At 42.4% G+C, this 19,486-nt stretch carries 18 protein-coding genes; 7 read left to right on the forward strand and 11 right to left on the reverse strand.

What is annotated here, in order from left to right:
• Positions 1-88: 88 nt before the first annotated feature.
• From hpt to H9628_RS08440, 5 genes are all read left to right on the forward strand, one after another.
• Positions 89-643: a hypoxanthine phosphoribosyltransferase gene (gene hpt, locus H9628_RS08420; protein WP_251833680.1), complete on the forward strand. Its 555-nt coding sequence runs from the start codon at positions 89-91 to the stop codon at positions 641-643.
• Between the two features lie 53 nt (positions 644-696).
• Positions 697-1,275 (forward strand): adenylate kinase, encoded by a 579-nt coding sequence (locus tag H9628_RS08425; RefSeq protein ID WP_251833681.1) that lies wholly within the window; start codon positions 697-699, stop codon positions 1,273-1,275.
• A gap of 62 nt (positions 1,276-1,337) precedes the next feature.
• On the forward strand, positions 1,338-2,321 hold the full coding sequence (gene obgE / locus H9628_RS08430) for a GTPase ObgE (protein ID WP_251833682.1): 984 nt from the start codon (positions 1,338-1,340) through the stop codon (positions 2,319-2,321).
• Between the two features lie 84 nt (positions 2,322-2,405).
• Positions 2,406-2,891, forward strand: coding sequence for a DUF6438 domain-containing protein (locus tag H9628_RS08435; protein WP_251833683.1), 486 nt, complete (start codon positions 2,406-2,408; stop codon positions 2,889-2,891).
• 210 nt (positions 2,892-3,101) lie between these two features.
• A complete protein-coding gene (locus H9628_RS08440) occupies positions 3,102-4,355 on the forward strand; it encodes a DEAD/DEAH box helicase (RefSeq protein WP_251833684.1) in 1,254 nt (417 codons plus the stop codon).
• A gap of 61 nt (positions 4,356-4,416) precedes the next feature.
• Here the strand turns inward: H9628_RS08440 and H9628_RS08445 are convergent, their stop codons facing one another.
• The 7 genes from H9628_RS08445 to H9628_RS08475 form a co-directional block, all read right to left on the reverse strand.
• Complete coding sequence (locus H9628_RS08445) at positions 4,417-5,352, reverse strand: hypothetical protein (RefSeq protein WP_251833685.1); 936 nt, start codon at positions 5,350-5,352, stop codon at positions 4,417-4,419.
• A 215-nt stretch (positions 5,353-5,567) separates the two neighbouring features.
• Entirely contained in the window at positions 5,568-6,329 is a 762-nt protein-coding gene (locus H9628_RS08450; protein ID WP_251833686.1) for a TatD family hydrolase, read from the reverse strand.
• A gap of 107 nt (positions 6,330-6,436) precedes the next feature.
• The gene (locus tag H9628_RS08455) at positions 6,437-7,387 is read right to left on the reverse strand and encodes a GSCFA domain-containing protein (protein ID WP_251833687.1); all 951 of its coding nucleotides are present in this window, start codon (positions 7,385-7,387) and stop codon (positions 6,437-6,439) included.
• Positions 7,388-7,418: 31 nt separating this feature from the next.
• Complete coding sequence (locus tag H9628_RS08460) at positions 7,419-8,390, reverse strand: polyprenyl synthetase family protein (protein WP_251833688.1); 972 nt, start codon at positions 8,388-8,390, stop codon at positions 7,419-7,421.
• A gap of 111 nt (positions 8,391-8,501) precedes the next feature.
• Positions 8,502-9,647 carry an inorganic phosphate transporter gene (locus H9628_RS08465; protein WP_251833689.1) on the reverse strand — a complete coding sequence of 382 codons (1,146 nt, stop codon included), beginning with the start codon at positions 9,645-9,647 and terminating at the stop codon, positions 8,502-8,504.
• A gap of 29 nt (positions 9,648-9,676) precedes the next feature.
• Positions 9,677-10,315, reverse strand: a complete 639-nt coding sequence (locus H9628_RS08470; protein WP_251833690.1) for a DUF47 domain-containing protein — start codon at positions 10,313-10,315, stop codon at positions 9,677-9,679.
• Between the two features lie 165 nt (positions 10,316-10,480).
• The gene (locus tag H9628_RS08475) at positions 10,481-12,193 is read right to left on the reverse strand and encodes a DEAD/DEAH box helicase (RefSeq protein ID WP_251833691.1); all 1,713 of its coding nucleotides are present in this window, start codon (positions 12,191-12,193) and stop codon (positions 10,481-10,483) included.
• Between the two features lie 139 nt (positions 12,194-12,332).
• On the opposite strand from H9628_RS08475, the gene H9628_RS08480 reads away from it, so the two are divergent.
• Positions 12,333-12,998, forward strand: coding sequence for a DUF2461 domain-containing protein (locus tag H9628_RS08480; protein ID WP_251833692.1), 666 nt, complete (start codon positions 12,333-12,335; stop codon positions 12,996-12,998).
• On the opposite strand, the gene H9628_RS08485 is transcribed toward H9628_RS08480, so the two are convergent.
• Entirely contained in the window at positions 12,995-13,519 is a 525-nt protein-coding gene (locus H9628_RS08485; protein ID WP_251833693.1) for a TlpA family protein disulfide reductase, read from the reverse strand. The genes H9628_RS08480 and H9628_RS08485 overlap by 4 nt on opposite strands.
• A gap of 8 nt (positions 13,520-13,527) precedes the next feature.
• Positions 13,528-15,153, reverse strand: a complete 1,626-nt coding sequence (locus tag H9628_RS08490; RefSeq protein WP_251833694.1) for an alpha-amylase family glycosyl hydrolase — start codon at positions 15,151-15,153, stop codon at positions 13,528-13,530.
• A 176-nt stretch (positions 15,154-15,329) separates the two neighbouring features.
• Between H9628_RS08490 and H9628_RS08495 the strand changes: the two genes are divergently transcribed.
• Positions 15,330-16,808, forward strand: coding sequence for a lipopolysaccharide biosynthesis protein (locus H9628_RS08495; RefSeq protein WP_251833695.1), 1,479 nt, complete (start codon positions 15,330-15,332; stop codon positions 16,806-16,808).
• Here the strand turns inward: H9628_RS08495 and H9628_RS08500 are convergent.
• Both H9628_RS08500 and H9628_RS08505 read right to left on the reverse strand, forming a co-directional pair.
• Entirely contained in the window at positions 16,805-17,860 is a 1,056-nt protein-coding gene (locus H9628_RS08500; RefSeq protein WP_251833696.1) for a hypothetical protein, read from the reverse strand. The genes H9628_RS08495 and H9628_RS08500 overlap by 4 nt on opposite strands.
• A gap of 3 nt (positions 17,861-17,863) precedes the next feature.
• Entirely contained in the window at positions 17,864-19,486 is a 1,623-nt protein-coding gene (locus H9628_RS08505; RefSeq protein ID WP_251833697.1) for an amidohydrolase, read from the reverse strand.

The raw sequence follows: 19,486 nt of genomic DNA on the forward strand, positions 1-19,486 counted from the left end.
AAATTGAGTAATCTCAAGATTAGACCACAAAATCTTTAGAAAAAAAATTCCTTAAAAAATGCCTAAATTTGCGCTTTGGAAAAAACCTATGGAATCAATTCAAATTCACGACAAAACCTTTATCCCTTACCTGCGGGATGCAGAAATACAGGAAATCGTAAAAGCCACAGCGCAGAAAATCTATGAAGATTACAAAGACGAAACACCCATTTTCGTTGGCGTACTGAATGGCGTGATCATGTTTTTTTCAGACCTGCTGAAGCACTATCCCGGCAAATGCGAGATTGCCTTCATACAGATGAGTTCTTACGCCGGCACGCAGTCTACGGGAATTGTGTACCAAAAAATGGAACTTACGAAAGACATCAAAGACCGTCACATTATTTTGGTTGAAGACATCGTGGACACAGGAAATACGGTGGAAAGTCTGTTTAAATATTTTACGGAGACGCAACGCCCAAAATCTGTGAAACTGGCTTCATTTCTGCTTAAGCCTGATGTGTATAAGAAAGATTTTAAGCTGGATTACATCGGAAAAGAAATCCCAAACAAATTTGTTCTCGGCTACGGCTTGGATTATGATGAACTGGGCCGCAACCTTAAAGACCTGTATCAGCTTGAAGAAGGCAGAATAAATGAATAATTAACGTCAATTCAAGGCCACACATAAAAATGTCAAATTTTCAATAAATAATAATGATAAACATCGTTCTCTTCGGTCCTCCGGGTAGCGGCAAAGGCACACAGGCGCAGCATCTGATAGAAAAATATAACCTAAAACAGATTTCAACAGGCGACCTCTTCCGTTTCAATATGAAAAATGAAACTGAACTTGGCAAAATGGCCAAATCCTATATAGACCAGGGACATTTAGTTCCGGACCAGGTGACCACGGATATGCTGATTGAAGAATTAAGAAAAACCACAGATACCGAAGGTTTTATTTTTGATGGTTATCCGCGCACCACGAATCAAACGGAAGCACTGGAAAAAATCGTAAAAGACCAGTTGGATGCAGAAATTACAGTTTGCCTTTCCCTGGTTGTAGATGATGAAGTGCTGGTGCAGAGACTTCTGAAAAGAGGTGAAACCAGCGGCCGGACTGACGATTCTAACGAAGAAATTATTCGGAACCGCATCAAAGAATATTACCTGAAAACAGCCGAAGTAGCAGAACTGTACAAGCAGCAGGGTAAATATGTAGAGGTAAATGGCGTGGGAGAGATAGATGAAATTTCGGCCAAACTTTTTGCCGAAGTAGACAAAGTAAAATAATTTGAGACTGTCTTTAGCTTCATAGCAGAACATTCTTCAAATTCAATAAATATCAGATATAAATGTCAAATTTCGTAGATTACGTAAAGATCCACTGCAAAAGTGGCCATGGCGGTGCAGGCTCAGCGCACCTTCGCCGTGAAAAATATATTCCCAAAGGCGGTCCCGATGGTGGCGACGGCGGGCGCGGCGGCCACGTGATCATGAAAGGTAACGCGCACGAATGGACGCTGCTGCCACTGCGTTTTACACGTCACATCAAAGCTGAACGTGGGCAAAACGGCTCCAAAAACCAGCTTACCGGCGCGTACGGCGAAGATGTTTATATCGAAGTTCCCATTGGCACCATCGCGAAAAATGAAGACGGTGAAGTAATCGCTGAAATCCTGGAAGACGGCCAGGAAATCATCCTGATGCACGGCGGAAAAGGCGGTTTAGGTAATGAACATTTTAAGTCAGCAACCAATCAGACGCCGCGCTATGCGCAGCCAGGGTTGCCCGGTGAGGAAGGTTATATCACTTTTGAGCTTAAATTATTGGCAGACGTTGGTCTTGTCGGCTTTCCGAATGCCGGAAAATCTACTTTGTTGGCAGCGGTTTCCGCAGCGAAGCCTAAAATTGCAGATTACGCCTTCACCACGCTTACACCGAATCTCGGGATCGTAGATTACCGGAATTACAAATCTTTCGTAATGGCCGATATTCCTGGCATCATCGAAGGTGCGGCGGAAGGTAAAGGCTTGGGACACCGATTTTTGAGACATATCGAACGTAACTCTATTTTACTTTTCCTTATTCCGGCGGATGCTGAAGATTATTTGAAAGAATTTGAGATTCTCGAGAATGAACTTAAAAAATTCAATCCCGAGCTTTTAGATAAAGATTTCATTGTTTCGGTCTCTAAAGCAGATATGCTGGATGAAGAATTAAAGAAGGAAATTTCAGGTAAATTCCCTGAAAACCGCCAGCCAATCTTCTTTTCAGCGGTTACTCAGGAAGGCTTGATGGAACTTAAAGATGCAATCTGGAAGAAACTGCACGGATAAACCAATTCAGATAAAAACACAGGCCGGACTCAGTTCCGGTTTTTTTTGGAATAGTAGTTGAGATGGCTTTTGAAAAATTTAAAAATGAAATTAATAGCAGCCCTTTTTTCCGCTTTAGTTCTAATGGCCTGCACGGCCGGTAATGCTTCTAAATATTCAAAAATTGAGTATGAAGCCGGCGCTTGCTTTGGTTTTTGTCCGATTTATAAAATGACTGTGAATCCAGATCGCACTGCGGTGATTGATGCTGAAAGGTTCACATTTACAGAAGGCCGTTCAAAAGACGAATTTTCCGGACCAAAAGAAGGGATTTTCACAGCCACCATCACACCAACTGACTATCAAAAAATGATCTCAATGCTCGACGACCTTGATGTGAAGACGCTGAAAACCTATTACGGCAACAAAAATGTAACCGACCTCCCTACTTCAAAACTTAGAATTACTTTTGCTGACGGCAGCACAAAAGAGATCGAAGATTACGGAAAACACGGCACCGAAAAACTGCAGATGTTTTATGAATTTGTAGAAGGCCTGCGCAAAACCCAAACCTGGACGAAAGTTGACTGAAAGGCGTTTCCCTGCTAAATTTATTTAGTTTATCTTTGCCAAACGAAAAATTCCTTCCTGCGCGGAAGGATTTTTTATGAACGGGGTCATTCTTGATGAAAAAACTGCCACGCAGTATCCTGGAAATTTCACGGTTTCCATTTTCATTCACTCGCTTCATTACTTAAAGAATGACACTGTCATTTTTAATTTAATCAAAAAACAATTCATTTGAACTTCAACGATTTAAACCTTATTGATCCTATCGCCAAAGCGCTTCAGGAGGAAGGTTACACGCAGCCGACGCCCATTCAGGCGAAAGCAATCCCAAGCATTTTACAGGGTCGCGATCTCCTGGGAACCGCACAAACCGGAACCGGAAAAACCGCCGCATTTGCAATCCCTATTTTGCAGAACCTTACCGAGAAAGACCTTCGGAACAACAATATCAAAGCCTTAATTCTGACGCCAACGCGCGAGCTCGCCATCCAAATTGAGGAGAGTTTCAATGCGTACGGCCGACATTTGCGCCTGAGAAACCTCGTGGTTTTCGGTGGTGTGAAGCAGGGCGCACAGGAAACTTCACTAAAACGCGGAGTAGATATCCTGGTAGCTACTCCTGGAAGATTGCTCGATTTCATTTCACAAGGCATCATCTCGCTAAAACATCTTGAAATTTTCGTTCTTGATGAAGCTGACCGTATGCTCGATATGGGTTTCGTACACGATGTGAAGCGGATTATCAAACTTTTACCGCCGAAAAGACAAACCCTGTTTTTCTCGGCTACTTTTCCGGATGAGATCAGCAAACTTGCCAATTCGATGCTTACCAATCCCGTAAAAGTGGAAGTTGCGCCGGTTTCTGCAACTGCCGACACCATACAGCAAAAGGTATATTTTGTAGAAAAGGAAAACAAGCTAGACTTGCTGACCCACATCCTGAAAAACGACATTTCAGATTCAGTACTCGTATTTTCGAGAACGAAACACGGAGCCGACAAAATAGCACGTAAACTTCAGTCGCATAAGATCTCCGCTGAAGCCATTCACGGTAACAAATCCCAGAATCAGCGGCAGAACGCACTTAATAATTTCAAATCCGGCAAAACACGGATTTTGGTCGCTACAGATATTGCAGCACGCGGGATTGATATTGACGAACTGAAATATGTGGTGAATTTTGAACTTTCTGACGTATCTGAAACTTATGTTCACCGAATTGGCAGAACTGGCAGAGCAGGTGCAGACGGCAGCTCGATCTCATTTGTTGATGGCTTGGACCTATTAAACCTGAAAAGCACGGAGAAACTGATCGGGAAGAAAATCCCGGTTGAAAAAGATCATCCTTTCCACACCGATAATCTTGTGGCAGAAAAGCGGGATTCGAACAACAAACCTTTCACACCGCGCCCAAAACCGCAGGCAAAAGAAAATATCGGCTACAAAAAGCCAAAGAACAAGAGCAATTTTTCGAGAAATAAATAGATCAGTCAAAAACCTCTCAATTTTATATACTGCCCTGGTGAACCTTAACTCATCAGGGTTTTTAATTTTTAGTCAGTTTTTCAATTTGAAATTTGCTTTCAATGTAATTTATAAACTCGAAGACCAAAAATGGCAGAGGTATAATAAGATAATTCGCTCCTTCCCAACTCCTAAAATCAAATTCAGTTTGAACAAGATCTGCATATGCAAGCGGCAGCGTGAGAAGCAGCAGCACTGCTAAAACACTAAGATTAAGTGCGTATTTTTCAACTTCTACCCTTTTGTAGATTACGAACAGACCAACAAGGACAGCAAGAAAGAGCAGCAATAAATAAATCCCACCAAACATATTGAACGCTTTTGAAATGAGGTGAATCGGTTGAAAATAATCATTTACCAGATAGTAGAAAATATTGAAAAAACAATAAACGGATGACGAAATAACCAATAAAATCAGTGAACTTTTAAAGTGAGATTTTCTCAGCAGCAAAAAATACATCAAAGGCAGAAACCCAAAAATTATTCTGGATGAAGCTACAACACCAAGCAAAATGGAGATGAAAATTAGCAAGAGAAAATTCATGTCCCTTCTCAAATAGTATGAAATCAAGAGATGTACGGCAAACAGCGCCGCCGAAAGAGGAAGCAGGTCATGCCCGTTAATCAGAAGTTCCACAAAGACCATAGAGGACGTAAAAAGGAGACAGAAAACACTGGCAAAATGATTGCCTTTCGTTTTTCTTAAAAATCCCACGGCTAAACTTATATAACTAGCGCCAAAAAGCCAGTAAGCATTAAACAGCACGAACGGTGAATTAAAAATGACCCACGCCGGCCCAGGACTTATCGGTTCTTTCGGACTTATTGAAACATCATACAAAGTACCACCGCTCAGGAAAGACTGCGCTGCTAAAATAAAAGCGTCATCACCCGTAGAACCGGGATTTTTGCGCAGACTTACTATAGGATAAGCAAAGCAAACTACTGCGATGGTCATCGTAATGAAAATGAGCCAAAAAGCCTCAGTTCTGATTTTCAGATTAGCTATCCAGCGGATACTAAGAAAGACGCCAACGGATAATAATAAGTATGTCAGGTATAAATTTGGCAAATCTAACTTAAGAAATATCCTCAGTGAAGGGAGAAGAACAACTAGGCTGTACAAAAGCACTGCAGCGGCAAGTTTCCAGTTGTAAACCGTTCGACCCCTCATCACAAAAACAAACTTTCAGCATTTTCAGTGGTGATTCGGTCAATTTCCGCAAAATCTACTTTATAGATATCAACCAATTTGCCCGCCACCAGCTCAAGGTAAGAACTTTCATTACGCTTGCCGCGGTGCGGAACCGGTGCGAGGTAAGGTGAATCGGTTTCGAGGACGATTTTATCCAATGGAATTTCATGCAGAAACTGATCAATCTTTCCGTTTTTAAATGTTACAACGCCGCCAATCCCCAGTAAAAACCCTAATTCAACGGCATGTTTGGCCTGCTCCAGATTTCCGGAAAAGCAGTGAAAGATTCCCCGAAGTTTCGGATGTTTTTTTCTTTCGAGTACTTCAAAAACCTCATCAAAACTTTCGCGCGTGTGGATTACAATCGGCAGATCCCGTTCAATGGCCCAATCGATCTGCTTTTCGAATGCTTTGATCTGGATATCTAAAGTAGATTTATCCCAATAAAGGTCAATCCCGATCTCACCAATAGCGGGAAAACTCCTTTCGTTCAGATATTTTTCCACGGTTTTCAGTTCATTTTCCCAGGATTCGGGCTGAACCGAGCACGGATGAAGGCCCATCATCGCAAACATGCGCTCCGGGTACTGGCTTTCCAGATCAAGCATTTTTTCATGTGTAGTAGAATCTATGGCCGGAAGATAAAATTTTGAAACGCCTTTGTGGAGCGCCCTCTCAATCATTTCATGACGGTCATCTGAAAATTCATCGGAATATAGATGGGTGTGGGTATCTATCATAATTTGTTTATGGTTTTAAATGCAGCCCGACTTGAACGGAGCTCTTTTTGTTCAGCGAAGCGGAACAAAAAAGCGGGAGTGGAAGGCGGATAAGCTGCCAAATCAATCTAAAATATCTTATGCTTCACTTTGGAGCGCTGCGCAGCGATTCTTTGTTCGATTTTCTCCATAAACTCCTGATGTTTCGGGCTTTTATCATCAGAAGGTTTATGCGCTAATGCCTGGGCAATCTTAAAATTTTCTTCCACAAAAGCACGGGTTTCATCACCGAAATAGGCCGCGCCAAACTTTTCCCAAATGTAGTGTATCGCCTGCGAATTAGGATGAATTAGGTCTTCTTTATAAAAGCGGTAATCGCGTAAATCATCTATCATTATCTCGTAAACCGGCAGATAACTGCAGTTCTCAAACTGCGGAATCACCTCGTGCAGAGCAGTGATGACCTTCGATTTGCTCAGCAAATTTTCGGTGAGGCCATCTTTGGTATGCCGAACCGGCGAGACTGTAAAAAGTAGCTGAACACCCGGTGTGCAGATGTCTTTCAGGACTTTTATGGTCTCCGTGATGCTTTCTGAAATCTCGTTTTGGGTGAGCAACCTTTTTTCGAAATGTTTCGCCGGAATCTTATGACAGTTGGCGACAAGTTTATTCTTCGGCAGAAATTCGTAAATAAATGAACTTCCGTACGTGATAATGACCCATTTTGAAGACTGCAGGAACTGATTTCCGGCCTCGATTTTTTTGTTGATTTTGTCTAATGTCTGATGCAGAAACCGCGAATTGAACTCGCTGTGGTGATCGAGCGAGATGATCTCATCATTGTACTTTATCAGGTCTTCTTCGGTATAAAACTCAGATTTGTGAAGCTTTTTTAAGGCCTGATTTATCGAAAACGGGTTGAAAAGCGTTCCGAAAGGATTGTTCAGCGTTTGAAGCTGACCTTTTGAAAGCAAAGCAGACAGCTCGCTCGCGAAACATGAACCCATCGAAAAGAGCCGGTCTTCAACGCCAATCTTCACCTCTGAAACCGGTAATTCAACTTCAGTCCTAAATTTCATTAGAATTAACAGTTTTGATTATAACTAATATTTAGCTGTCTCGACGCAAAAGATAATTTGCCAGTTCAATGAACGGCTTCTTTTTTTCGTCCGGAACATCGATTTGGTTCAGGTAACCCTGCGCGATTTCGTTGTATTTCTGGATCAGCAGCAATGTTTTTTCGTCTACTTTCGTGCGGCGGAAAATTTTCTCAACACTGTATACCTTATCGACGTTGTCTGTTTTTTTAGAATACCAAAAATCAAGCTCTTTGCGCTCTTCTTCGGTTCCGTGCTCCCTTGCCAAAAGGTAAAGTACGGTTTTCTTGTTTTCGTAGATATCGCCGGCGTGTTTCTTACCAAATTGCTCCTGGTCACCGAATACATCAAGATAATCATCCATGATCTGGAAGGCGATCCCCACGTTTTTACCAAAATTAAATATCGCTTTTGCCGCTTTGAAGTCAGCTCCGGCGATCAAAGCTCCGATTTCAAAAGATGACGCACTTAAGACACCGGTTTTGTACGTAATCATCCGGATATAATCATTGAAAGTCACGTCACCCAAAGTCTCGAAATTTATGTCGTACTGCTGACCTTCGCAGAGCAGCAAACCGGTATGCGTGAAAACGCGCACGCAGGCTTTGTAAAGTTCCGGCTCCAGATCTTCGAAAAACTTGTATGACTTCATCAGCAGTGCATCACCCGACAGGATGCCGGTATTGATGCCGTGCAGCGTATGGATCGTCGGCATATTTCGTCGAAGGGGTGCCTCGTCCATGATATCATCGTGAATCAGCGTAAAATTGTGAAAGAACTCGATTGCGAGCGCGGGCTTTATGGCTTTCTTCATATCGCCACCGAACATATCATTGGCCATCAGCACCATGATAGGTCTCAATCTTTTGCCACCGTGTGAAATGATATAATTCATCGGTTCATACAGTTCCGCTGGCTTATCTTTGAAGGTATAGCGCTCGATAGCTTTGGAGACGATATCCTGATATTCTTCTAAAAAATGCATAGGTAAATAGTATTTGAACAAAAATACGATTTTAAAAAAGCTTTCGACTTCCCAAGGCACAAAAAAACCACCATGACGGTGGTTTTAGTGATATTAAAATCCTTAAAAAATTTAAGTAAAATAAGTTACGAGCATATAGGTGACACCTGCAACAATCGCTGAAATCGGGATCGTAAGTATCCATGCCCAAAGCAGACTCACGGTAATTCCCCAACGTACTGCCGAAACCCTTTTTGTAAGCCCTACCCCAATGATTGCACCGGTAATGGTGTGCGTCGTGGAAACGGGAATTCCTAGATGGTCGGTAAGGAACAGCGTGATTGCCCCTGCAGACTCAGCACTTACCCCTTCAAGCGGCGTTACTTTGGTAATTTTCGTCCCCATTGTCTTCACAATCTTCCAGCCACCACTCATAGTTCCCAGACCTATCGCAAGGAAGGATACGAACGGTACCCACATATAGTCGGTGGTAAAGTGCGCGAAGCGCTCCGCAGAAGGCATCGTAGCATATACATCTGTTCCGCCAATCATGCTAACGTGATAATAGATCACGGCTGCACCGATAATTCCCATTACTTTTTGCGCGTCATTCAGGCCGTGACCCAAACTGAACAGCGCTGAAGAAACAAGCTGCCATTTCTTGAACTGACCATCGGCCTTGCGCGGGTTGCTGTTCCTTGCGAAGAAAACGATGATTAGCGTAATCACAATCGAAACGAGCATCCCAATGAACGGTGCCATGAAGATGAAAAGGAAAATAGGGATCACTTTCTCAAGCTTCACCACATTCTGGGTCATAAGTTCGGTAAGCGCCGCTTTTATTTTTTGCCAAAGTGTGAAATCTGGATGAGCAAGCACTACCTGGTGATAATCCATCGCGAAAGCGTGCATCAAAGCAGCTCCTAAGAATCCGCCAATGAGCGTGTGCGACGATGACGAGGGAATCCCGAACCACCATGTAAGCAGGTTCCAGGCGATGGCCGCGATCAAACCGGAAAATATGACTTCAAGATTGATGAAATCCTCATTGACGGTTTTTGCTATCGTGTTTCCGATTTTAAATTCGCCAATGATATACATCGCGACGAAAAAAGCGGCAAAATTCCATACAGCAGCCCAAAGTACAGCCTGAAACGGCGTAAGTACCTTAGTAGAAACTATCGTAGCGATAGAGTTTGCCGCGTCATGAAATCCGTTGATATAGTCAAAGATCAGCGCGAGGACGATTATGACTATTAATAATACTGGTAAATCCATTCTACACTATATAAAGATTGCGAAACAGATTAAGCGTATTTTATTACAATACTGTCCATCGTGTTGGCCACATCTTCGGCTTTGTCTGTCACGATTTCCAGATATTCGAGCACAGATTTCACCTTGATGATATTGATGGCGTCGTTCGTTTCAAAAAGTCTTACGATAGCCTGGCTAAGTACGTCATCCGCGATGTTTTCATACGAATTAATTTTAATGGAAGACTCTTTTACCGCTTTGCCGTTTTTGAAATCTTTCAGGTTTTCCATTGCGGTTTTGATCTCCATACAGGATTTGTAAATGAGAAGACTGAACTCTGTGTAAGCGGGATCAAGCGGTGCCTTGTAAAGATAAATGTACTTCGCAGATGCATAAATGTAATCTGCAATATCATCTAAACCACTCGCCAAATGACTGATGTCTTCACGGTCAAACGGTGTGATGAAGTTTTCGCCAAGCTGAACGAAAATTTCATGGGTGATATCATCCATTTTGTGTTCGTAGTCACTCATGTTTGTCAACATGGTGTCATCATTGATGTCAAAGTCGAGCAGACCTTCGTGAAACTCTTTAGACATGTCTACCAAGGTGTCTGCAACGCGTTCAAACAGTACAAAAAACACTTTGTCTTTAGGTTGGAAGGCTTTAAAAATGTTACCGATTCCCATAATTTTTCGTTTTAAATTCTATGGTGCAAATTTCCGAAAAAGGTCGCAAACAAAGCGCTTTTTATATTAACTTTTATTCATATTAGCAAAAACGCTATTTGCAGAATAACAAAAAAAATCAGCTTTGAATGAACAAAACTGATTTTTAAAATGTATAGTCTAAGATTAGCCCGCTATCTCTGCGCGCATCTCTTTTCCTTTGAATTTCTGAGACTGCATACCTCTCAAAACCTCATCTTTAAACGATTTTTCTACTTCAAAGAATGAAAATTTCTCCAGGATCTCGATATCGCCGATGTCCGGACGCTTCTTGGATTTTGCCGTTGACTTATTGATGATTTCAAGCATATCCATCTTTTTCAGCTGGTCTTTTTTACCCAAATTAAAGAAGAATCTCACCATGTCGCCACTGTTTCTGCGCGGCTTGCGGTCTCTGTCTCTACCACCGTCACGGCTGAATTCCCTGCGGTCACCACGGTCACGGTCTCTTCCTCGGTCACGGTCCCGACCACGGTCACGGTCTCTTCGACTGTCTCCCCCGCGATCGTCAGCGTTGAATTTCTGGTCCGCTAGGTCATTTTTGTCTTTGTAGAACATTGCCACGTCGCGAAGTTGGAGCTGAAGAAGCTTGTGTACCAACTCTTCTTTAGAAAATTCAGACAAATCCGGGATCAAAGCGTCATCAAACGTGAAGAACTCTTCATGAACCGTGAATAAAGCTTCGAAAACTCCGGCCACCTGCGATTTGATGATCGCCTCACCGGTCGGGATTTTTTTCTCCTGAATGTCAATTTTTGTGGAAGATTTGATCTGCTTAAGCTTGCGCTGCTCTTCAGGCTTAATCAACGCCATTGAAATTCCGTCCTTCCCTGCTCTACCGGTTCTTCCGCTTCGGTGAACGAAAACTTCAGGATCATCCGGCAAAGAATAATGGATAACGTGGGTAAGTGAATTTACATCAAGTCCACGTGCAGCAACATCAGTCGCTACAAGGATATCGATGTTTTTCAGTCTGAATTTTTTCATCACTGTGTCACGCTGTGCCTGTGAAAGATCACCGTGAAGGGCATCGGCAGCATAACCGTTCTGCATCAAAAAGTCAGCAACTTCCTGCGTTTCCATACGTGTACGGCAGAAAAGGATAGAATACTGATTAGGATTTGCGTCGATCAAACGTTTCAAAGCTTCCTTCTTATGTCGGTAACCTACCACATAATATTCGTGCTTGATGTTTTTCTTCACCTCATTGATAGAACCTACCGAGATACGGTGCGGCGTGGTAAGATAGTTCTTCGAAATTCTTTCTACTTCCTTGTTCATCGTTGCCGAGAACAGATAAGTCTGTTTTGTATCTGGCGTCTCGCTTAAGATGGTTTCCAAATCGTCTTTGAAACCCATTGAAAGCATCTCATCGGCCTCATCAAGCACAACCCACTGAACTTCAGAGAAGTCAAGTGCCTTGCGGTTAATCATGTCAATCACACGTCCCGGAGTTCCCACAATGATCTGTGGTTTATCACGAAGAGAGCGGATCTGATCCATAATACTGCTGCCACCATAAACCGCTGTGGTTTTGATGTTTTGCATGTATTTTGAATAATTTTTAATGTCTTTTGTAATCTGAAGACACAGTTCTCTTGTCGGACAAAGCACCAAAAATTGGATTTTGCGACTACCCTCGTCAATCATATCCAAAATCGGAAGCGAAAAAGCTGCTGTTTTGCCCGTCCCAGTCTGCGCAAGTGCGATAAGATCGCGAATATCTGTAGAGATAAATGGAATGGTCTGTTTTTGGATTTCTGTGGGACTTTCGAAGCCCAGTTCGCCAATTGCCTTCAAGATTTCAGGACTTAAATTGGTTTCCGTAAATAAATTCATTAAGTATATTAAATATTCTGCAAAGATAGTCTTTTTTGAATTGATAAAAAATAGCTCGATTCATTAAACTTTTGTTAAAGCACTATTTTGAGTGTAAAGTGAGCTTTAAACATTAAATTTGTTTTTAAATTCAATTTCGATGTCAGTTTCAGTCAGCAATTCCACCCTACAGTTTCTAAAAGATTTAAATAAAAACAATAACCGCGAATGGTTTTCCGAAAATAAAGATCGGTATCTCGCGGCGCAGGCTAACGTGGCTGAATTTGTAGAGTTACTCATCGAAGAAACCGGTAAGTTTGATGCCGAGATCCAAAAACTGGATGCCAAAAAAGCGATGTTCCGGATTTACCGTGACACCAGGTTTTCATTAGACAAAACACCATACAAAACCAATTTTGGTGCGAGTCTTGGCATGGGAAAAGGCAACCGGATTTCCGGATATTATCTGCATATCGAACCGCAGAAATCTTTTCTGGCCGGCGGTGTTTACCATCCTGAAAGTGCAGTATTAAAACAAATCCGCGCAGAAATAGCAGTCAATCAGGAAGAATTTTTGGCGATATTAAACCAGAATGAATTCCGGAATAATTTCCGTGGGCTAAGTGTGGAAGATAAACTGAAACGCGTGCCTGCCGGTTATGATAAAGACCACCCAATGGCAGAATTTTTAAAACTGAAAAGCTTCAATGTGATTCATCCCATTTCAGACGAAGCACTGATGTCTGAGACTGCCGCCCCGGATTTTACCAAGGTTTTTAAAAGCATCAAACCGCTGAACGATTATCTGAATGCTCCTTTTATTTAATTGGTTTTTGATTTGAGTTTTTCAATCGTTTCGCGCATTTCCGAATCTGCGGGGCTGACCGCATAATAATTGGCAATCTTACCGTTTTGGTCCACCACGATAAACCTCGGAACCCAGTTGAGTTCAATGAAATCATTAAAACTGTTCTTCCAGCCTTCATCAAACCAGTAATTTTCCTCCGCATCGATTCCATATTTCGTCAGACCTTTTTCCCATTGCGCATGCGAGCGGTCGAGTGAAAAATAAACAAACTCAATCTCCGGGTTGTTTTCTTTAAGTTTTTTCGTTTCCGGCAACGCGAGAATACAGTCCTGACACCAGCTCGCCCAGAAATCGATGATCAGGATCTTGCCTTCATGCTTTTTAATTACATCTGCCACAGTAATCTTCTTTCCGTTCAGGGAGGTAATTTTCTGAGCTAATGATTCTTTTGAAAACTCGGTTTTGCTTGTTTTGGGAATTTTCTGTGCGAAAACACATGTCGCCATCAGCAAAACGAATATCTGGAGGATTTTCTTCATTTAAATATTTAAATTTTTTCTAAAAGTACCGTTGAAAATTCGGTCTCGAACATTACCGTGCCGTTCTGCACTTTCACAGTCTTTCCTGAATAAGCATCGCGAAGTTTTGCACCATTTTCAAAGATTCCGGTAACATTCACTGTTTTAAGTCCGTTCGGAAGTTCCAGGCCGATCACCACCTTGTCATTCTGAAATTCCCGCGAGAACCAATAAGGTTTGTCCGAAATCATCTGATGTACTCCGGCGCCAACCGCAGGATGATTTGCACGGAATTTTCCTAATTTTTGATAGTGCGACAGCAACTTTGCCGTCGCAGGTTTGTAGCGTATGTCGCTCCAGTTCATATTGCTGCGAAGCGTGGCATCACCGGTCGCTCCCTCAATCGTAAGATCTCTCGCGGTTTCGTCGCCATAGTAAACCTGCGAAATACCTGGTGCAAGAAGCAGTTTTGTGCCTGCTTCAAATGTTCTTTTTCTGTCTTTATCGAAAGGCGAACCGTCATCATGTGACGTAAGATAATTCATCACCGTTTTGCCGTTCAGGTCTGCATTCAGCATTTTCGAGTAAGAGGAGAAAAGTTCTTCGTATGGTTTATTCGCGTCACCTTTAAAATCAAAATTGATCAGAGACTTAAAACCATTCTGGTAATAATTGACCTTTTTGTCGCCAAAATCATAATTTTGTTTTTGCGAAATTCCATAACCGTAAACCTCACCTACGGTGAAAAACAGATTTTTATCAAGAACATTCGCAGGATTTTTGGTCTTGTAAATATCGAACGCCTGCTGACAAACCTGCTGAAATTCTTTCCACACATCCTCATTCGTATGTTTCACTGTATCAACGCGGTATCCATCGATTCCATATTCTTCCACATAATCAGCAAGCCATTTCATGATGTAATATTTGGGCGCTTTCGGGAAGCCTGTTCGCGTGAAAAAGTCATTCAGCGAACTCATTTCAGCTTCATACCGTCCTTCGGCTTTCCATTTATCAACCAGCATTTGTGGCAATTCTGCCGGCGCGTCGGACTCTGTTAAAATATCCGGCAAGTTCGCAACTAATGTACACGCAGTGGTGCTTTCATAACTGTTGTATTGGCATTGCGGCGAAGTTCTTACCCAGGAGTTCGGGTAAACGGTATCGAGCGGCGTCACAGGTCCGGTATGATTGATCACCGCGTCTAAAACTATTCTGATGCCTTTTGCATGCGCTTTTTCTACTAGTTCTTTCAGGTCAGCTTCTGTACCGAAATTGGGATCAAGCGCCGTCCAGTCTTTCGTCCAATAGCCGTGGAAACCATAGGTTTTGCCCGTTCCTTCATCTGTCGCGCCATGGATCTGCTCCACAACGGGCGTCATCCAAATTGCATTTATGCCTAAATCCGTAAAGTAATTTTCATCAATTTTCTGAATGATACCGCGCAGATCGCCACCTTCGAAACCGCGAAGAACAGCAGGTTTTCCGGTTCGGCCAAAATTCACATCGTTAGATTTATCTCCGTTTGCGAAACGGTCGGTCAGCAGAAAATATACATTCGCGCCTTCCCAGGTAAACGGTTGTTTTTCGGAATTCTTAACCGATGCACATGATGTAAAGAGAGCCGCAGCTGCGACAAGCAATATTTTTTTCATAGTAAAAAATTGATTGCTAAAGGTAGCCTAAATGCAATCTTTAAAGAAAAATGAGCCGTTCACGAACACCATTTTAACATTACTTTAACATATTTTATTATCTTTGTCCGCTTAACAAGAAGAACAGTTTCGATTCGCGGAACTCAGCTATTGCCAAACCTAAAAAATTTAAGCGGATGAGTGTGGTCGCGCGACAGGGATTCAAATATTCGGTTATCGGTTATCTCGGATTCCTACTCGGAACTTTTTCGGCCATTTTCGTGTTTCCGCATGACATGGAGTTTTACGGTAAACTCCGCTACGTTTTGCCTACTGCTGAAATGCTTCTGCCCATCGTAGTTTTCGGCCTTTCATTTTCGAACGTGAAATTTTTCACGAAAACGCACGACGACGGCAAACACCAAAATTTTCTTTCGCTTTCGTTGCTGGGTATCATATTTAATTTCAGCCTCTTTGTTTTAGGTTACGTCGCGGTAAATTTCCTTTTCCCCGAACTTCGGAATACCGAGATGTGGCAGATGAAAAGACTTATTCTTCCTTTGATTCTGGTTCTTGCATTCAGCACGGTTTTCAATAAATACCTTTCAAATTTCAAGCGGATTGTAATTCCGAATATATTTGAAAATTTACTGCCCAAAATTGCCAATCTCGGCGCTTTTTGCCTGTTCTTCTTCATCGGTTTACCCGAAAAGGCCGCATATCTCTTTTTTATCGGAATGTTTGTGGTGGGACTTTTCGGCTACATCTATTATGCAAACCGTCTAGAGAAGCTGAAACCCGATTTTTCAACAGATTACATTAAAAAAGACGGCCTTTGGAAAGATGTGCTGAATTACAGTTTCTACGGATTTCTGGGCAACATCGGAAATTTCATTGCGGTGCGTATAGACAGCGTGATGATCGGTGAATTCCTCGGTTTTGAACCCAACGGGGTTTACAACACGCTCTACTCCATCATTTCACTCATCACCGTGCCGGCCATGGGCTTGTACAGTATTTCGGCCCCGATTATCAACAGACATATTGCAAATAATGAATTTGAAGAACTTGATAGGCTGCACAAGAAATCGTCCTTAGTTCTGTTCTTTTTGGGTTTCGTCCTGCTTTCCTGCGTACTTGTCGGATTTCCGTACCTGACGCATTTCATCAAAAACGGGGAACTGCTGCGCCAGTCTGAACCTGTGATCTGGGTTTTGGGATTTGCGATGCTCTTTGATTTAGCGACCGGCTTCAATGGCCATATCATCTCGCTTTCGAAATACTACCGTTTTAATATTGTCGTGATGCTGTTTTTGGCGCTGACTACCGTTTCATTAAACATTTATTTCCTCAAAAACACCAATCTAGAACTTTTCGGAATTGCCATTGCCACTGCCATTTCACTCACACTGTTCAATATTGCGAAAATTGTATTTAATTACATAAAATTCGGTGTCTTTCCTTTGACGATTGAAATGATTTACGCACTCATTATCGGAACCTTAGGCATTACTGTCTCAGTACTGTTACCTGATTTCGAAAAAAGTCTGCTGAATTTATTCTACAAACCCGGAATCGTACTCGTGATGTTTTTTGTAGGCAATTATTTCCTGAAAATATTCCCAATCGAAGAATATATTAACCGCAACTTTCTGAAAAGTTTATTCAGGTTTTAAAGAAATTTCCGGAGCGTTTCTTCCAAAGTTTTCAACACCTTTTCTTTTGCATATTTTTCCTTAAAATCGTACGCGGTGACTTTTGTTAAAGTATAAAGCTGGTCTTCCACATTTTCATGTTCGGGGATGATAAATCGATTTGAATTTGGATAGTCGGAGGGAAAAATAGCGATTTTTCCATATTTGATGGCGTCACCCAAATTTCCGCTCAACTTGGTTATCCCGTAATATTCTTTTTGGCTAAAAAATTCGGTTTCAGGCTGCAACGGACACCATAAAATCTCAGCTCTTTGCATCCATTCATCGAACAGCTGCTGCGGAACTTTTTCCGTGAAATACTTTAAGGAAATATTCTGAAGTTTGTCCTTTTCAAAATCCTTTAGCCACTGAAGTTCCTTTCCGGCGGCTTTCCCTAAAAAAACAAACTGAAAATGCCTTTCTCCGCTGAAGGTTTTAATGCGCTCCAAAAGACGACGGTAGTTCCGGCGTTCCTGAGAAACTGCTCCCGGAATCACGACCGTAATATTTGAGTTTCTTTCACTTTCGTATTCATTCAAAAAGAAAACCGGCAAAGAATTCAATTTAGATCGAGGATTTGTCTTGAGTAAAGATTCATCCAAAACCAAAAGATTTGCGGCCTTCTCAAATACTTTTGGCGCAGACAATAAATCTTCTTTGAGCAAAAGTTTTAATCGGTATGTAAAGTCTTTTTTAAAGACATTTTCCAGCAGCTGAAGACTTGAAATCTTTGTGAAATTAAGGTTATGAATGATTACGGACGTATTGAAATGTGCCGTGACCTTAAAAAACAAATCGAAATACCGATGGACAGTGCCGATAATTACAAGAGCGTATTTTTCATCCTTTAATACTGCCAAAAGGTCCTCAGGTCGAATCTCAAAAGCTCGCTGAGAATTGGTCCCAATTTGCTTAAAGATTTTCGGACTGAAATAATAATCCACCGAAAACTGTTCGGAATCTTTCATCAACTCCATAAAGTTGCCCGCAATTTCCGCGTGCGTATCGAGCTCGATGTAAGCGATTCTTTCCAATTTTTAATGCACTTTTTTACCGTTCGAGAAGGTTTCCAAAACCTTAGACTGCAGAATGTCATCTTCTTCAGCTCTCATCAAATCCTGGTTCAGCACCACGAAATCAGCCGCCTTACCCACTTCCAAACTTCCAACTTCATTTTCCTGGAAACCAGCCTTTGCGGCCCAAATTGTCATTCCGCGCAGGGCCTGTTCGCGCGTCAATGCATTCTCCTTCTGAAAACCGTTTGGTGGAAAATGTTTGGCATCTTTGCGGGCAACAGCCGCATAGAATGTTTTGATAGGATTAATTTCTTCCACCGGAAAATCAGTTCCGAGAGGCAGCCAACCGTTTTGCTGAAGCAATTTCTGGTACGCGTAAGAATGTTTCAGACGCTCCTTACCGATGCGCTGCTCCGCCCAATACATGTCAGAAGTAGCGTGGGTAGGCTGAACAGACGGAATGATTCCATATTTTCCAAACAGTTCAAAATCCGGTTCCTGTACGATCTGTGCATGCTCGATCCGCCATCTTCTATCGCTTTTTATTCCGAGCGTTTCGCCATAGATTTTCAGGATGGTTCGGTTCGCGGAGTCACCTATTGCGTGCGTACACATTTGCAGGTCGCTGTTTTTCAGTCTTTTAGCTAAATAACGGAATTGTTCCGGGTCGCGGAGCATAAAACCTTTCCAATCTTTCTTGTCAGCGTAGTCGTGCAGCAAACATGCGCCACGAGACCCCAGTGCGCCGTCAGAAAATACTTTGTAGCCGCCGAATGTTATATTGCCGTTCGTGAAACGACCTTTCCTGATCCACTCGTCATACGTGGCAGGATTATCTTCCAGCAGCGCGAAAATTTTCATATCGAGAATCTTTTGGTCCTGCGCCTTTTCTAGCAGTGAAAATGTGTGTGGTGTAATGCCGCAGTCGTGCAGCGAGGTAAGCCCGTACGAGAAACAAACCTTCTGCAAATCAGCAAAATATCCGATCGCCATGTCGTCACTGATCTCCGGAATGTATTTCTCCACAAGCAGCATCGCATTATCAATCAGGATGCCAGTGAGTTTTCCATTGATTTTTTCAATTTCGCCGCCGGCAACCGTCGTAGCCGTGGTAATTCCCGCAATATCCAAGGCTTTTTGATTGGCTACAGCCGCGTGCCCGTCCACTCTTTTCAGATAAACCGGTCGGTCCGGGAACAATTGGTCGAGTCTGCTTTTATTTGGAAACTCCTTTACCGGCCAGTCATTTTGGTCCCAACTGCGGCCATAAAGCCATTCCGTCGGGGCTGTTTTGGCATATTCGGTCATTTTAGAAATGATTTCATCCCAGGATTTTGTGCCCCAAAGTTCACACTTCCATTTGTCTGTGGCGTATCCGGTGAAATGGCAATGTGCATCAATAAAGCCCGGAAACACAGATTTCCCCTGAAGGTCCTGAATGTTTTTAGCTTTAAAATCTTTAAGTACAGATCTATTTGTCCCGACGGAAACTATTTTACCATTCGACACGGCCATCGCTTCAGCAACGTCAAATTTTTGGTTTACAGTGTAGATTTTTGCGTTGTGTATAATCAGATCCACCGATTTCTGTGCCGCTACGAACACTGAAATCATGAGGGCCAAAATTCCAAATAAATATTTCAT

Origin of the sequence: Kaistella pullorum (assembly GCF_014837035.1) — a bacterium.
In the GTDB taxonomy this organism is placed as follows: Bacteria; Bacteroidota; Bacteroidia; order Flavobacteriales; family Weeksellaceae; genus Kaistella; species Kaistella rhinocerotis.